The sequence below is a fragment of the Wujia sp. genome, from assembly GCF_056872695.1.
This window is the reverse complement of sequence record NZ_DBMFCD010000008.1, coordinates 46382-63328: the sequence shown is the minus strand read 5'-3', so window position 1 is coordinate 63328 and position 16947 is coordinate 46382. Positions and strand designations below refer to the sequence as shown.

The window sequence follows — 16947 nt, the reverse complement described above, 5'->3', positions numbered from 1 at the left end:
AGGGGAAAAGTATGGCAGAACGAAAGGAAACATATAAATTTGGATTCGTGGTGCTGCATTATGGCGGAATGGATGTGACAAAGCAGTGCATCTCCTGTGTGGAGAAACTGTATGGACCGGATGTTGCGATTGCGATTGTAGATAATCATTCTCCAGACCGTTCAGGGGAAAAACTGCGGCAGTTTTATCAGGACAAGGGGCAGATTACAGTTCTGGTCAATGAGGATAATCTCGGATTCGCGCGTGGAAACAATGTGGGGTACCGTTTTTTGCGGGAGCAGAAGCAGTGCAATATGATCTGTGTCATGAATAATGATGTAATGGTACAGCAGGCGGATATGCTGGAACGGCTGAAGAAGGAATATGAGACAAGTGGGTTTGCTGTGCTGGGACCGCATGTGACGTTACCTGGAGAAAAAGAAAATCTGTTTGACTTTTTGCTGAAGCCGGTTGATTTCTATATATCTGAATATAGACGGCTGAGTAAATTGTATCGGTATTTTTCGTCCAAACTGTATCCGGAACGGGAGCTTGCAAACCGAGCGATTCGTATGGTGCAGAAGCCATTTCAGGCAGGAAAGAAGCCGGAAGAAGAACAGAACAAAACGGTTGATTTTTCTGTCTACCATGAACGGCATGAAAATGTATTGTTGCATGGATGCTGCCTTGTGTTTTCACCATTGTATATTGATCATTTTTCGGATTGCTTTTGTCCGGATACATTTATGTTTAAGGAAGAGGAATTGTTGTATCTGCGTTGCAGGGAACATGACTTGAAGACAGTTTATGACCCGGATATTGATATTTTGCATATGGAAGATGTGTCTACAAATTCCGCATATAAAAAACGCCGGGAAAAGGAAATTTTTGTCTGTAAGAATCAGGCTGAATCGTTGCGGGTATTGATTCGCGCGATGCGCCCACCGCTTCTTTCTGTCTGTATTCCATGTTATAATGTAGAACAATGGATTGCACGATGTCTGGACAGTATTCTCAGTCAGGAGTTTTATGACTGTGAGATTCTGTGTGTGGATGATGGATCGACAGATGGAACGTTGGAGATTCTCCGGGATTATGAGAAAAAGGATGCACGCATACGGGTGCTTGTAAACGAGGAAAATAGAAAACTGGTATATACACGGAAGCGTGCGATTGCACAGGCACGTGGACAATATGTTTTTCAGATTGACAGCGATGACAGTCTTCCTGCAGGTGCTTTGCGGACAATCCGGAATAAGCTGAAAGAATGTAACTATCCGGATGTGATGGAGTTTTGTGCAAATGTTGTGTTAGACGCGTCTGGAAGTGCTAAGGCAGCCGTACTCAATCGTTTGAAAAAAATAAAAGATGATTTATTACATGATAATTATTGCAGGATTCATATTGGAGCTTTGCAGGGGGCAGATATTCTCGATGCGTTAACACAGGATGCACTGGGGCAGATGCCGTGGAATAAGGTTGTGCGGACGTCTCTGATGAAGAAAGCATATGAAATGTGCGATCGTGAAGATATCTACTATAAGGATGATGTATATGTCTGCTGTATCCTGTATGCATTATGTCGAAGCTATGCGGGAATCCCGCAGAGGTTGTATAATTATTCGATTTCGACCGGGAAAAGCCGGAAGATGTTTTCGGAAGATGATTTTAAGGAAATGTGCAAAACCGGACAGATCGTGGATTCGCTGGGATGTTTTTTCGCGGGAAGAAAGGATGCAGTACAGGGCAGAAAACTGGTACGTATAAAACTGGAACACTGGCTGGAACTCTTGCTGCAGACGATAGAAGCGCAGCATCTGGATAGTGAGGTTTGCAGGCAATATATAAAAGAAGCATATACATTTCCTGCTTTGGAACAGAAGGATACAGATTTCGCGTGGGAATTGAAGACGATAGTAACGGAGAGATTGAGATGAAATATGGAGTAGTATTAGTTACGTATAATCGATTGGAGCTGTTGAAAGAATGTGTTGAACATTGTATGCAGCAGACGGTGCCATTTGAGAAAATTATCGTTGTCGATAATTGCAGTACGGATGGTACAGATGTGTACCTGCAGCAGTTTGAGGCGGATCCGCATTTCCTGATATCAAAACAATCGGAGAATCTTGGTGGAGCCGGAGGGTTTCGTGTAGGACTTTCACTTGCAGAAAAGGAAGATCTGGACTGGGTGCTGATTATAGACGATGACGCAATGATTGCACCGGACTATATACAGAAATGTGACAGAGTGATACGGCGGTATCCGAATTTTGTAGCATGCTCCGGAACTGTGTACACGGACGGTAAAATTCAGACAAGTCATAGACGAGTCATTGCAAACCATCTGTTACATCTGGAAAGAAATGTGCCATTATCTGCATATGAGAGAAAATGCTTTCGTTATGATCTGGCTACATTTTGTGGACTTATGGTTCGTACAGATATGCTTACAAAGGTCGGGCTTCCGAAGTCGGAATATTTTATCTGGTATGATGATACGGAGTATTCCATGCGCCTGCGGAAATATGGTGGTATCGTAAATATAAACGCAGCACATCTGAATCATAAAACAGTTTTGCCGTCTGGCAGACAGGAAGGATTTTTTGCCAGAATGAACTGGCGGACCTATTATGGTCACCGGAACCGGCTGGATGCAGTAAAGACGCATTGCAGTCCGTGGACAGAGGCGGTAATCATTGCGGAGTTTCTTGTTTTTATCGCGTGTGCTTATGGTATGCAGTTTCTGCCGGGAAAAAGAAAACAGGGAAGATACATAGCGCAGATGCTGCGGGAAGCTTTGCGGGATGGATATAAAGGAACACTTGGAAAAAATGAAAAATATAGTCCGAATTAGATGATGAAACAGGATATGGAGGAAGTTATGGAACAGAAAAATCGGATTGCGGCAGTTGTCGTAACCTATAACCGGAAGGAACTGCTGAGGGAGTGTATCACAGCGTTGCTTGCACAGAGCATGAATCAGCTTGATATTTTGCTGATTGATAATGCAAGCACCGATGGAACGTATGAATATATCGAAGATCTTGTCGATGTAAATGATACGGTAACATATTTGAATACGGGAAGTAACCTTGGCGGAGCAGGCGGATTTCATTATGGTTTGAAGGAAGCGTATAACCGTGGGTACGAGTATATGTGGATTATGGATGACGATACGATCGCCAATCCGGATGCTCTGGAGAAGCTGCTTGCCGCTGATAAGAAGCTGAAAGGAAAGTATGGTTTTCTGGCAAGCTGCGTTTTGTGGACGGATGGAAGCTATTGCAATATGAATAAGCCGATGATTGATCTGAAATGTTCAGTAGAGGAATACGATATGTTGGGGCAGGGAATCGTGCGGGTATGCAAGGCGACCTTTGTTTCTTTGTTTTTTAAGAGACGGACGATTGAACGGGTAGGCCTTCCGCTCAAGGAATATTTTATATGGGGGGATGATCAGGAGTATACGCTGCGTATTTCCAGACGTATCCCATCTTACTTTGTCACAGACAGCAAAGTGATTCATAAGATGAAGAATAACAAAGGTTCTGATATCAGTGTGGATGATTACGAACGAATCGACCGCTATGAGCTGGCGTTTCGAAATGATGGATGTACGGCATACCGAAATGGTATTATGTACATTCTGAGCTACTTTGAACTGGTTGCCTATATGTATAAAAAGATTTTATGCGAGAAGGGAAATGGACATAAATGTAAGCGTATGTGGGTGCTTACGAAGGGGTTTGTGAAGGGATTGTTCTTCCGGCCACGGATCGAGTATGTCGATGAGAAACGCAAAAATAGATAAAACAGAGTTAAAAAAGAACCATGGTGTTTAAAACCATGGTTCTTTTTGCAGTATAGTTACTTGTAGGATTATTTACCGTTATTCTTATCCTTCTCTTCACGTTTCTGGTCAAGCATTGCACGAACCTTCATAGAAAGACCGAACAGATGGATGAAGCCTTCGGCATCGTGATGATCGTACAGATCACCAGTTGTAAAGCTTGCAAGTGACTCAGAGTAGAGTGTATAAGGAGAAGTTGTACCAGCCTTGATGATATTACCCTTGTAAAGCTTGAACTTCACTTCACCTGTGATACGATCCTGCGTGCTCTCGATGAATGCCTGCAGTGCCTCACGGAGTGGGCAGAACCATTTTCCCTCGTATACAAGATCTGCATATCTGTCAGAAACGGTCTTCTTGAATGCAAGTGTATCTCTGTCGAGGATGAGCTCTTCCAACTGTTTGTGGGCAGCCAAGAGGATGGTTCCACCAGGAGTCTCATAGACACCACGGGATTTCATACCTACGACACGGTTCTCTACGATATCGACGATACCAACACCATGCTTGCCACCGAGACGGTTCAGCTCACGGACGACATCAGACATCTTCATCTGCTTGCCGTTGACAGCAGTCGGAACACCCTTCTCAAAGTTTACAGTTACATATTCAGCCTCATCTGGTGCCTTCTCAGGATAAGTACCAAGTACAAGGAGGTGATCCCAGTTCGGCTCCAAGGATGGATCTTCCAGTTCCAGACCTTCGTGGCTGATATGCCAGATGTTACGGTCACGGCTGTAGGAAGTTGTTACATCGAATGGAAGATCGATACCGTGTTTCTTACAGAATGCGATTTCGTCCTCACGGGACTGCATCGTCCACTCTGGCTGTCTCCATGTTGCGATGACATTTAAGTCTGGCGCAAGTGCCTTGATGTTGATCTCGAAACGAACCTGATCATTTCCTTTACCGGTAGCACCGTGGCAGATCGTTGTAGCACCTTCCTTACGTGCGATCTCCACCAGCTTCTTTGCAATCAGAGGTCTTGCAAAAGAAGTACCAAGCAGATACTCATACTCGTAAGTTGCATTTGCCTTTACACCTGGAAGGATGTACTCATCACAGAATTCATCAACAACATCCAGGATATAGAGCTTCTCAGCTCCGGAATATTTCGCTCTCTCGTCGAGTCCTTCCAGCTCGCTTTCCTGTCCGACATCGATACATACACATACAACATCGAAATTGTAAGTTTCCTTTAACCAAGGGATGATTGCTGTGGTATCCAGACCACCGGAATACGCAAGAATAACTTTCTCTTTACCCATCAAAGTTTCCTCCATAAAATATGTAATAATTCACGTTTCGACACGTTTTGTCTAGTATACTTCTTTTTTCGGTAAGATGCAACCGGAAATTTTGCATATTTATGTATAAATAACGCATAAACGAATAAAATATGCATAAAATAATGGCATTTTTTAAAATTATACATAAAATATTGAAAGAGGGTTGCATAAATAAAACTACGGATGTATAATGAGACAAATTTGTGATTATGGAAAAGAGGCAGGAAGAATGGTAAAAGTCGGAATTATAGGAGCAACCGGATATGCCGGTCAGGAATTAGTACGAATTTTGCTGGGCCATAAGGACGCAGAGATCGTCTGGTATGGATCCAGAAGTTATATTGACCAGGAATACGCATCTGTATATCGGAATATGTTTCAGTTAGTCGATGCGAAATGTATGGATGATAATATGGAAGACCTTAGCAAGCAGGCAGATGTGATATTCACTGCAACACCGCAGGGACTTTGTGCATCACTTGTGAATGAGCAGATTTTATCGAATACGAAGATCGTAGATCTGTCCGCGGATTTCCGTATCAAGGATGTTGCAACCTATGAGAAATGGTACAATTTAGAGCACAAGAGTCCACAGTTTATCGAAGAGGCAGTATATGGACTGTGTGAGATCAACCGTGAGGATATCAAGAAAGCACGTTTGATTGCGAATCCGGGCTGTTACACAACCTGCTCGATTCTCTCTCTGTATCCGCTCGTAAAGGAGCGTCTGGTTGATGTCGATACGATCATCGTGGATGCGAAATCCGGTACATCAGGAGCCGGGCGTGGTGCCAAGGTCGCAAACCTCTATTGTGAAGTCAATGAGAGCATCAAGGCATACGGTGTGACAACCCACCGGCATACACCGGAGATTGAGGAACAGCTCGGTTATGCTTATAACGGCACACCGCTTACCATTAACTTCACACCACATCTCGTGCCAATGAACCGTGGTATCCTGGTAACGGCATATGCAAAGCTTGTGAAGGATGTCTCTTATGATGACATCAAGGCAGTGTATGATAAGTATTATGGCAAGGAGCGCTTTGTGCGTGTACTTGAGAAGGGCGTCTGCCCGGAGACACGCTGGGTAGAAGGCAGCAATTATGTGGATGTGAACTTTGTGATCGATCCACGTACGAAGCGTGTCGTTGTGATGGGAGCGATGGATAACCTGGTGAAGGGCGCTGCCGGACAGGCAGTCCAGAACATGAACCTGATCATGGGCTTACCGGAAGAAGAAGGACTTCTGATGCCACCAATGTTCCCGTAGTCACCTAAGATAAGGTTAAACAAACGACGATTTATATAATCATGATTCGTAATTAATATGTAGATAGAGACGGATGCAATTACGAATTCTAAAGCAGACCATTGAAGCACGTTGGTACTTAATGAACGGCAAACTTGTTTGACGTGAATTTAGTACCACTACGTGATGAAGTGAGCGGAAGCGCGTCTGCGTAGAATCGTAATTGTATCCGTCTCGATACAAATAATAAGGAGGAAATCGAGATGAAGCAGATCGAGGGCGGCGTAACCGCCGCAAAGGGATATACAACCGCCGGCACAAGAGCCGGAATCAAAAAAGGAAAGACGAATAAGGATATGGCGATGATCTTCTCCAAGGTTCCTGCGGTAACTGCAGGAACCTTCACGAAGAACCTTGTCAAGGCGGCTCCGGTGCTCTGGGACAAGAAGGTTACCGATGCCGGTGTGGCACAGGCAGTCGTAATAAATACCGGTATTGCAAATGCATGTACCGGACAGGCGGGCTATGAGAATGCGGCTGAGACAGCGAAGCTGGCCGGCGAGGCTTTAAATATTTCATCTGATACAGTACTGGTTGCATCGACCGGTGTCATCGGATTTACATTGCCGATGGACGTGATTGCAGATGGTGTGAAGCAGCTTTCCGGTATGCTGAAAAATGATGTACAGTCCGCACAGGATGCCGCAGAGGCGATTCTTACAACCGACACCCATCCGAAGCAGATTGCCTATGAGACAACAATCGGCGGAAAGACAGTTACCTTTGGTGCGATGTGTAAGGGTTCCGGTATGATCCATCCAAATATGGGAACGATGCTTGGTTTTATCATGACAGATGCAGCAATCTCGAAGGAACTTTTAGACAAGGCACTGAAGGGTTCCATCGAGGATACATTTAACATGGTATCGGTGGACGGTGATACATCAACGAACGATACCGTATTAGTGATGGCAAATAGTATGGCAGGCAATCCGGAGATTACGGAGGAAAACGATGATTACGAGGCATTCAAGGAGGCGCTGCTTGCAGTGAATACTTACCTTGCAAAGCAGATTGCCGGTGATGGCGAAGGAGCGAGCCGATTGTTCGAGGTACAGGTAACACATGCGAAGGATAAGCAGACGGCAAAGGTGCTTGCGAAGTCAATTATTACGTCAAACCTGACAAAATGTGCAATCTTCGGAAAAGACGCAAACTGGGGAAGAATCCTGTGTGCAATGGGATATTCGGGTGCACAGTTTGATCCGCTCAAGGTCGATATCGTGATGGCATCCGAAGAGGGAGAAATCACGCTGGTGGAAAATGGCGTGGCAACCGACTTTGATGAGGAGAAGGCAGCCAGAATCTTATCGCCGGACGTTGTGATTGCGAAGGTCGATGTGCGCGATGGCGATGCGCAGGCAACGGCATGGGGCTGCGACCTCACATATGATTATGTAAAGATCAACGCAGATTACCGCTCATAACAAGGACAGAACCTGCGAAATATCAGGGATGAACGGGAAGAATAATAGTAGATATAAGTTCCTGTTTCTGCACGATTTGTGGAGAAGAAAACAACAGGAATAACGGAGGAAAACAAGATGGTAAATAATGATTCAATGGACATGATACTTGCGAAAGCGCAGACGCTGATCGAGGCGCTTCCATACATACAGAAATTCAACGGCAAGCGTGTCGTTGTCAAATACGGCGGAAGTGCGATGGTGGATGAAAACCTCAAATACAATGTGATCAAAGATGTTGCCTTGTTGAAGCTGATTGGCATGGAGCCGATCATCGTGCATGGCGGCGGCAAGGAGATCAGCGCATGGCTGAAGAAGATCGGCAAAGAATCCGAGTTCGTAAATGGTCTGCGTGTGACAGATGAGGAGACATTAGATGTCGCAGAAATGGTACTTTCCAAGGTCAACAAGAGCCTTGTATCCATGATGCAGAAGCTTGGACTCAAAGCAGTCGGTATCAGCGGTAAGGATTCCGGACTTCTGAAGGTACAGAAGAAGCTTTCCGGCGGCAAAGATATCGGGTATGTCGGTGAGGTCGTATCTGCAGATCCTACGATCATCGATACATTAATTGCAAATGATTTCATCCCGGTTATTGCACCAATCGGTATCGGAATTGACGATTATCATGGCTATAACATCAATGCGGATGATGCGGCATGTGCAATCGCAACAGCCATCAGCGCAGAGAAGCTCGTATTCCTGACTGATATCGAAGGTGTATTTGTAGATCCAACCGACAAGTCAACCTTGATCTCCGAGATGGATATCAACGAGGCGCAGGAATTCATCGACAGCGGTGTAGTCGGTGGCGGTATGCTTCCGAAGCTTACGAACTGTATCGAGGCAATGAAGAATGGCGTTGCACGCGTCCATATGCTCGATGGCCGTGTAGAACATTGCCTGCTTCTGGAGTTCTTTACAGAAAAGGGTATTGGTACCGCGATCTTGAAGGAGCCATTATTCTAATTTGTCCGAATGAAAATAAAAGAATTAACACAAACTACCTCTATATACATTTTGTCTATGGAGGTAGTTTTTTATGTGGGGAATTATAGTTGCATTGATTTCCGGTGCGTTGATGAGTGTGCAGGGTGTATTTAATACAGGCGTGACCAAGCAGACATCGACATGGCTTGCATCTGCGTGGGTGGCATTCTCCGGGTTTGTTGTTGCGATTGCCCTATGGGCAATCTTTGAGCGGAATCAGTCGGGGATATTTTCACTGGCACAGGTTGATCACAAATATATGTTGTTAGGCGGTGTAATCGGTGCATTTATTACATGGACCGTCATCACAGCGATGGCAGGCTTAGGACCGGCGAAGGCGGTGCTGCTGATCGTTATTTCGCAGCTGCTGATCGCGTATCTGATTGAGCTTTTTGGATGGTTTGGTGTAGAGAAAGCTGATTTTCAGTGGACAAAGCTGGTTGGCATCGTTGTGTCCGTAGTGGGATTTATCATTTTTCAGTGGGAGAAGTAATTTTTTTTCGTGAATTCCGCCTATTGTAATTCGGCGGGAAGTTCTGTACAATGAGAATATGTCTTGAATATGCAATATGGAATACCAGACTTTTTTAGAAGGGAGATATTTCATTTTGCAATACTTAAAATTTTTAATTGTTTGTTGTGTGCTGCCGATCGGTTTGTGTGGCTGTGGTAATCGTGCAATGCTGCTGACAAGTGAGACGCAGACGGAAATGCAGATGACGGATGGCTTTGCAGGAGAAGAGGAACAGGTAGAAGTTTCGACTACGGAGGAAGCTGTAACAACTGCCACTACGACAGAAATGGTAGAACAGCCGGATGAGGTGGCTGTGTATGTATGTGGGGCTGTACGACAACCGGGCGTCTATTATTTGGCAGGTTCTGCAATCCGGGAGACTGCAGTTCGTATGGCGGGCGGCTTTTCGGATGATGCGGATGTTACGTATGTGAATCTGGCACAGACAATCATAGCAGGAGAGCAGATCTACATTCCGACACTTGAGGAAACGGCAGGTATTCTGCTTTCGGAACGGGAAGATGAAACAGCATCCGCAGAGCATGCACCAGCGGATACAAATGCAGAGAGAAATGGTAAGATTAATATCAATACGGCAGGAAAAGAACTGCTGATGACGTTGCCGGGAATCGGAGAGAGTAAAGCGGATGCGATAATCGCATATCGGGAAGCCCAGGGGAAGTTTCAGAACACGGAGGAACTAATGCAGATCCGTGGAATCAAAGAGGGCATATATAATCAAATCAAGGACTTAATTATTGTGGGATGAGGTGTATAGAATGAAGAAAATTTTGGTGGTAGATGATGAAAAATCAATCGTAAAGGGCATCAAGTTCAGTCTGGAACAGGATGACATGAAGGTTGAAGTGGCTTATGATGGTGAGACTGCACTGGAGCTTGCAAAGGCAAATCATTACGATATGATTTTACTGGATATCATGCTGCCGGGATTTAGTGGACTGGAAGTCTGTCAGATGATCCGGGAATTTTCAGATGTGCCAATTATCATGCTGACAGCAAAGGGCGAGGACATGGATAAGATACTTGGTCTGGAATATGGTGCGGATGATTACATAACGAAACCATTTAATATTCTGGAGGTAAAAGCACGTATCAAGGCGATCTTCCGCCGGAATGGCAGAAATGTGACGGAGCAGGAAAACCAGAAAGTGATCGAGACAAAGGGGCTGAAGATAGATGTAGACAGCCGTCGCGTCTATATTGATGATAAGGAAGTGAATCTGACAGCCAAGGAGTTCGAACTTGTATATCTGCTGGTATCAAACCCGAACAAGGTTTATTCCAGAGAGCAGCTGTTGAAGACAATCTGGGGACCATCTTATCCGGGCGATGCCAGAACTGTGGATGTGCATGTGCGTCGACTCCGTGAGAAGATCGAGGCAACACCGGCAGATCCAAAATACATTCATACAAAATGGGGCGTGGGATATTATTTCCACGAGTAACCCTGTACATAACCTGCCACCTTGTTATGGCAGCAGGTACAGTAACTGGTGCTTGACAGAGTCATCGGCAAAGGAGATTTCCACACTGTTTTTATACAGTGTCCGGAGATCTTCTTTTTTTATCGCAAGCTGTTCAAGTGCAAAAGCATATTCGTTTGTGAGAGTTGTGTGACTCACGGTACGGTTGTCCGTGTTGATTGTCGCGAGCAGCCCAAAATCGAGAAATGCACGAAGCGGGTAGCTCGAAGCATCTGTAACAGCTTTTGTCTGGAAGTTGGAGGTAGGGCATAGTTCAAAACCGATATGTGCGTCACGGCAGGCCTGCATCAGTGCCGGATCCTTGATCGCAGCGATACCATGTCCGATTCTTTGGGCACCATATTGCAGGGCAATCGCTACATTTCTGGCACTTCCACATTCACCGGAATGAATGGTAAAAGGAACCTCCAGCCGTCTTGCTTCCTCAAATAACGCTTCAAACTCTTCGTTTGGATGTCTGGCTTCATCTCCGGCAAGGTCTAACGCGCAGACACCATTTCCGAGAAATTCTCTGGCGCATCGGACAACCAGATGATTTTGTTTTGGGGAATGATGACGCATGGCACATAAAATCAGATTGGTAAATACGCCATAGCGGTCAAATGCTTTCTGGCATCCATAGATGGCTGCTTGCACAACATTTTCGAGATCGAGATAACTGTTCACGCTTAATGCGGGTGCAAACCGGATTTCCATATAGCGGACATTTTCTTTTGCTGCCTGTCGTACGACATCGACGATGGCATCCCGGATGTGTTCTTTTTCCTGAAGTGCTGACACGGGGAGATCAAAGCAGGTCAGATACTCTGCAAGAGACTGGCAATCCTTAGGTGCCTGAATTTTCTGTGCATCCAGTGTATTCAAATGGAGCGTATCCATAAGGAACGTGCGGCTTAAAGAACCGTCTAAATGACAGTGCAGATCAATTTTTGGCATGGTGGAAATATCGTAATTCATAGGCAGGAACTCCTTTCATAGGTTTTAACTGTATCATAGCAAGTTCCGGCGGTATCTACAAGTGGGTTGAAGCGAAAGATGCGGTGTGATATAGTAGAGGTATTCTAAAAAAGGATGGAAGCATGCAGTCGTGAAAAACACGGAAAAAGAATCGTCGAAGAACGAGAAAATTGAAAAAAAGAAGATAAAACAGCGGGAACGGGCAGAAAAACGACAGCATCAGCATATGGGAATTAGTCTACGCTGGTTTGTCACCGTTCTGGTTATTGTACTTTGTGCGGCAATCATGCTTGTATATTCTGTATTATCAAGCAGGTTATATGTACAGCGGTATCAGGAACAGCTGGAAAAAAATGTGATGTCACAAGCGGAGTATATAAAAAATAATCTGGTGGAGAATCAGATGTCGTTAAAACAGCCGGAAAATCTGGAATTGCGTATCGAGGGCGTTGCAATGACTTTTTATGGCAGAGTGCTTGTGGTAAATAAGGATTATCGCGTAATCAAGGACACCTATGGAAATCACGAGAATGCGCAGATTGTGAATCCGGATATTATTGCGGTGATGAAAGGTGAGCGCAGTGACTGCCTGAATAAAAAAAATGGATATCTGGAGTATATTACAGCGGTAAAGGATGATGGAGCTGTCTTGGGCGTATTAGTTATACAGGCATCCACGGAGAGCTTAAAGGTCATCGAACGCAGGGTGGAGCGCAGGAACTGGATGTCGTTTTCGCTGATTATGGTAATCTGCATCTGTGCAGCCTGTGCGATAGGAAATGCAAGCTCGCGTGGAATCAAGCGTATCAATCAACAGATGGAGATTGCGGGGGACGGACAATTGGAGACGCAGATTCCGGTACGTGGATTTAAGGAATTCAAACAGCTTACAGAACGGTATAATGCAACTATTTCGAAGCTGAAGGTCATTGACTCTACACGACAGGAATTTGTTTCAAATGTGTCGCATGAATTGAAAACACCGATTACATCAATGAAGGTTCTGGCAGATTCCCTGATCCAGAATGAATCGGCAGATCTTGCGATGTACAAGGAATTTATGGCGGATATCGTCGATGAAGTAGACCGGGAAAGCAAAATTATCACGGATCTGCTGACGCTTGTTAAGATGGATAAAAAATCTGCAGCAATGAACATTGAGGAAGTTAAAATCAATGATCTGCTTGAGGTTATTTTGAAACGGGTAACTCCGATTGCGAAAAGCAGAGGAATTCAGATTACGTACGAAAGCTACCGGGACATTACTGCGTGGGTTGACGAGGTAAAATTGAGTCTGGCATTGACCAATATTATTGAGAATGCAGTCAAATACAATGTGGATAATGGATGGGTAAAGGTAACGCTGAATGCGGATCACCGGAATTTCTATATCAAGGTGGCAGATTCCGGTGTTGGTATTCCGGATGATTGCAAGGAGCATGTGTTCGAACGCTTTTACAGGGTAGATAAGGCGCATAGCCGCGATACCGGAGGTACCGGACTTGGTCTGGCAATAACCAAGAGTGTGATTCAGATGCATAAAGGATCCATTAAATTATACAGTGAGTCTGGAGAAGGAACGACTTTTACGATTCGGATTCCGATGAAACTGGAATTAGATGCTATGGAAGAAGATGCACGGAAGGATGGTGGCGCAGAATGAAACGTTGGAAAATAGGTTGTGCGCTTCTGGCGGTGCTGCTCTGTCTGACTGCCTGCGGGCAGAAGCGGTCGTCGATTGATACGGTGACGCTTGGGGATAACATGATTCATCTTTATGAAGTTGATGGAAATACTATTGTCCGTGCAGCGGAGGATTACCAGTTGAAAACACCGGATGCAATCGCTTCGTGTGTAGAGGATGTAATGACTGCACTCACCGCTCTGGATTCTTCAAAAATAGAAGCGTATACGTATATGATGGGCGAGGATAACAGTCTGCAGCTGGAAATGCAGCTGAAAGAGGGAACCTATGAGAACGAGGATATTTTACTTCTGATGGCGGCGACAACAGAGACATTGTTCCAGCTTGAGGATATATCCAGTATCAGTCTCTCTGTGAAAAATGCTGTGGACGAGGTTTGTGCAGATCAGTTATTTCTGAGAGATACCATATACTACTATGATGCAGAGGAAAATAGTTTATCGCAGGAGATAATTGCGATGTATGTGCCAAATGCGCAGGGGACCGGATTGGAATCCTGTGGAATTAAGGTGCAGACGGAACCGCAGACATCGGATCAGGAATTAATCGTGCGGGAGCTTGTTCGAAAAAATGTGCTGCCGGCAGATACAAAGGTAAATCAGGTATCTGTACATGATTCTGTCTGCTATCTGGATTTATCGGCAGAGTTTGGAAATTCGGCAGGTACACTTTCACCGGAGATTACACTGTATGCGTTGGTGGATTCTGTCATTGCACAGACGGGCGTGGACACAGTGCAAATTCTGATAGATGGAAAAATAGAGACCAAATACCGGAATGTGGTGGATATAAACAAACCATTACCATTTAACACAGGCATTTTACAGGACGAATAAAATGAATATAGGAGAAGCATGAAACGACCATTCTTTTGTGTAGCTTTGGCGTATGCACTTGGAGAGGTGATTGCACTTTACACGAGAACGGCAGGCGGGATCAGCATAGCGACAGTTATGCTTATTTGCGTTGGGATCTTCATGAAGAAATATAAGCATGGGAAAAGCGCATGCATATTGGGACTGAGCGTCAGCCTTGGTATGGTTTGCGCTTTTTTGCGTGTTCCACAAGATTTGAGGGGCGGGATGCCTGCATGCAGGTGGTCTGTGCAGGAGGAAGCATATGAGATTTCCACCTATGCGACGGGGGCAGAAAAACAGGGAACGGAAGTGACATGTGCCGGGATTCTGATGGACAAAATGGGGGATTCGTGGACGCTGCAGGTGCTGGAAGGAGAGGGCGTGTCAGGACGTATTTTACTTCGAGGGGTAACGGATCCCTATGAGATTTCAGATGTTGTGCAGGTTTCCGGTCCTTGTTATACATTTGAAAATCCGAGAAATCCGGGAGGATTTCCGGCGCGCAGTTACTATCTTGCCAGGAATATCACAGCGTATTATTACACACCGAAGATAACCGTGGTATCTTTACAAAAACGTCAGGTGCTTGGAACTCCGATGTACCTGTATTATAGGTTGAAGCAGCGTTTGTATCAGTTTCGTACATATGCCGGACGGCAGATCGGACAACTTCTTCCTGAGGATACAGCAGCGCTTGTAAACGGGATTTTGCTTGGGGAAAAGTCTGAAATTGCACCGGAAATCAAGACATTGTATCAGATGGGAGGGATTGCACATATTTTGGCAATATCGGGACTTCATATATCCTTGCTGGGTGGCTGTTTGTTCCGGCTGCTGCGTAAATTACGCATGCAGGTCCGGGCAGCTGGAATGATTACGATTGTGGGACTCTGGCTCTATGGAACGATGACAGGGATGAGTCTTGCAACGATGCGTGCAATCTGGATGATGGTAATCCTGCTTGTGGCACAGATATATGGAAAAGCTTATGATATGCCGACCGCAATGGGGATTGCACTGTTCATCATGCTTTTATGCAACCCTGTCCGGATTCTGGATGCCGGGATGCAGTTAAGCTATATGGCGATTGCCGGGGTGTCGCTTGGAAACTATGGAATGAGACGGCTGCATAAGAAATCCTGGTTCCGCCGCTATCAGAAGAAACACCGTATTGCTTTCCATATTGTGCAGAGCTTCTTTTATTCGGTTGCGTTAAATGTGATGATGTTTCCTGTGCTGGCAGGGACATACTATGAAGTTCCGGCATATGCATGGCTGTTGAACCTGATTGTTGTTCCAGGCATGACTGCTGTTGTGGCTGGCGGTTGGATCGGGCTGATTGCGTCGACAGGATCTGTTGGGATTGGAAAACTGGTGATGCTTCCGGTTGGATGGCTGCTGCGTGGATACACATGGCTGTGCAATTTAACACTTGAATTGCCGTGGAATACGATTCATACGGGAGAGATACGAGGGATGCAGATACTTGTATGGTATGGTGGAATCGCTTTGGTTCTTGGATTACTTCGGACGAACAGCAGAAACTGGATTCGGGATCGTATCTATAAACAGACGGGCAGATTCTGGCAGAAGAAAGCCGTTGTGAGATATACAGTGAGCGTGATTGTGTCTGGGATTCTGGCGGAGGGAGCTGCGCAGATGATACTGCTTCGACAGCAGAGAACAGAGAACGTGTATTTTCTGGATGTCGGACAGGGTGACGGAATCCTGATACGATCGCCGGACGGAAGCAATCTGGTTATAGATGGAGGATCCACTTCACAATCAAAATGCGGAACGTATACTCTACTTCCGGCATTGCGCTCACAGGGCATGACTGACATTGATTATTGGTTTGTGACACATACAGACGAGGATCATATCAGCGGATTAAAGGAGATTTTGTTACAGGAAAAACTGGCACAGATTAAAGTACGGGCGGTCGTTTTTTCTGCCTATGTGTTTCAGGATGAGGCATTTGTGGAGCTTGCAGCACTGCTTCAAACAGCGGGAATCCCGATTGTATGGATGGAAGAGGAAGATGTAATCGGAGATGGAACGTTTACGCTTACCTGTCAGCATCCAACTGCGGAATATCATGCAAAGGATAAAAATGCGGCGAGTCTGGCACTTACTTATCATTCCAATACGTTTGACATGTTGTTTACCGGAGATATGGATGCAGATGCCATCGAAGATATGGATATACAGCAATCGTTTGATTGTATCAAACTTCCCCATCATGGTTCGAAGTATTCATATGTGGAAGGGTTTTATACGCATGCTGACTATGGTGTGATTTCCTGTGGATACAATAACCGTTATGGGCATCCACATGCAGAAGTGCTGGAGGGATTAGAACAGGAAGGCACACAGATACTTCGGACAGACGAGATGGGGGCGGTTATTTTCCGGGGCAGATAAATGATAGTAATTATGTGGAACATGGTAAAAAGAATATATCTAAGATCAAATTGATGAATAGAATCGGATGTGATAAAATGTATTTCATGATAATAA

Annotated in this window: 14 protein-coding genes; 12 read left to right on the top strand and 2 right to left on the bottom strand. The window is 45.1% G+C overall.

The features are described 5' to 3' along the window. Nucleotides 1-11: 11 nt before the first annotated feature. The 3 genes from ACZQK9_RS08835 to ACZQK9_RS08825 are packed head-to-tail and all read left to right on the top strand — an operon-like array spanning nucleotide 12 to nucleotide 3793. The gene (locus ACZQK9_RS08835) at nucleotides 12-1916 is read left to right on the top strand and encodes a glycosyltransferase family 2 protein (protein ID WP_483270351.1); all 1905 of its coding nucleotides are present in this window, start codon (nucleotides 12-14) and stop codon (nucleotides 1914-1916) included. Then, the gene (locus ACZQK9_RS08830; protein ID WP_483270350.1) at nucleotides 1913-2836 is read left to right on the top strand and encodes a glycosyltransferase; all 924 of its coding nucleotides are present in this window, start codon (nucleotides 1913-1915) and stop codon (nucleotides 2834-2836) included. The genes ACZQK9_RS08835 and ACZQK9_RS08830 overlap by 4 nt, the downstream gene beginning before the upstream one ends. A 27-nt stretch (nucleotides 2837-2863) precedes the next feature. Next, nucleotides 2864-3793 carry a glycosyltransferase family 2 protein gene (locus ACZQK9_RS08825; protein WP_483270349.1) on the top strand — a complete coding sequence of 310 codons (930 nt, stop codon included), beginning with the start codon at nucleotides 2864-2866 and terminating at the stop codon, nucleotides 3791-3793. Between the two features lie 68 nt (nucleotides 3794-3861). On the opposite strand, the gene ACZQK9_RS08820 is transcribed toward ACZQK9_RS08825, so the two are convergent. Then, nucleotides 3862-5100, bottom strand: coding sequence for an argininosuccinate synthase (locus tag ACZQK9_RS08820; RefSeq protein ID WP_216507531.1), 1239 nt, complete (start codon nucleotides 5098-5100; stop codon nucleotides 3862-3864). A 250-nt stretch (nucleotides 5101-5350) separates the two neighbouring features. On the opposite strand from ACZQK9_RS08820, the gene argC reads away from it, so the two are divergent. The 6 genes from argC (at nucleotide 5351) to ACZQK9_RS08790 (ending at nucleotide 10869) form a co-directional block, all read left to right on the top strand. Continuing rightward, nucleotides 5351-6394 (top strand): N-acetyl-gamma-glutamyl-phosphate reductase, encoded by a 1044-nt coding sequence (argC, locus tag ACZQK9_RS08815; protein WP_483270348.1) that lies wholly within the window; start codon nucleotides 5351-5353, stop codon nucleotides 6392-6394. Nucleotides 6395-6636: 242 nt separating this feature from the next. Beyond that, nucleotides 6637-7860 carry a bifunctional ornithine acetyltransferase/N-acetylglutamate synthase gene (gene argJ, locus ACZQK9_RS08810; RefSeq protein ID WP_483270347.1) on the top strand — a complete coding sequence of 408 codons (1224 nt, stop codon included), beginning with the start codon at nucleotides 6637-6639 and terminating at the stop codon, nucleotides 7858-7860. Nucleotides 7861-7977: 117 nt separating this feature from the next. Further along, on the top strand, nucleotides 7978-8868 hold the full coding sequence (argB, locus tag ACZQK9_RS08805; protein ID WP_253292208.1) for an acetylglutamate kinase: 891 nt from the start codon (nucleotides 7978-7980) through the stop codon (nucleotides 8866-8868). Nucleotides 8869-8941: 73 nt separating this feature from the next. Next, nucleotides 8942-9382, top strand: coding sequence for a DMT family transporter (locus tag ACZQK9_RS08800; RefSeq protein WP_483270346.1), 441 nt, complete (start codon nucleotides 8942-8944; stop codon nucleotides 9380-9382). 115 nt (nucleotides 9383-9497) lie between these two features. Next, nucleotides 9498-10172: a ComEA family DNA-binding protein gene (locus tag ACZQK9_RS08795; RefSeq protein ID WP_483270345.1), complete on the top strand. Its 675-nt coding sequence runs from the start codon at nucleotides 9498-9500 to the stop codon at nucleotides 10170-10172. Between the two features lie 10 nt (nucleotides 10173-10182). After that, nucleotides 10183-10869, top strand: a complete 687-nt coding sequence (locus ACZQK9_RS08790; protein WP_178016916.1) for a response regulator transcription factor — start codon at nucleotides 10183-10185, stop codon at nucleotides 10867-10869. Between the two features lie 24 nt (nucleotides 10870-10893). Here the strand turns inward: ACZQK9_RS08790 and add are convergent, their stop codons facing one another. After that, nucleotides 10894-11865 (bottom strand): adenosine deaminase, encoded by a 972-nt coding sequence (gene add, locus ACZQK9_RS08785; protein ID WP_483270344.1) that lies wholly within the window; start codon nucleotides 11863-11865, stop codon nucleotides 10894-10896. 130 nt (nucleotides 11866-11995) lie between these two features. On the opposite strand from add, the gene ACZQK9_RS08780 reads away from it, so the two are divergent. From ACZQK9_RS08780 to ACZQK9_RS08770, 3 genes are read left to right on the top strand one after another with little or no spacing between them, the layout of a single operon-like run. After that, entirely contained in the window at nucleotides 11996-13528 is a 1533-nt protein-coding gene (locus ACZQK9_RS08780) for a sensor histidine kinase (RefSeq protein ID WP_483270343.1), read from the top strand. Next, nucleotides 13525-14406, top strand: a complete 882-nt coding sequence (locus tag ACZQK9_RS08775) for a GerMN domain-containing protein (RefSeq protein WP_483270342.1) — start codon at nucleotides 13525-13527, stop codon at nucleotides 14404-14406. Before ACZQK9_RS08780 ends, ACZQK9_RS08775 begins: the two co-directional genes overlap by 4 nt. Before the next feature lie 18 nt (nucleotides 14407-14424). Beyond that, a complete protein-coding gene (locus ACZQK9_RS08770) occupies nucleotides 14425-16851 on the top strand; it encodes a DNA internalization-related competence protein ComEC/Rec2 (protein WP_483270341.1) in 2427 nt (808 codons plus the stop codon). Nucleotides 16852-16947 lie beyond the last annotated feature (96 nt).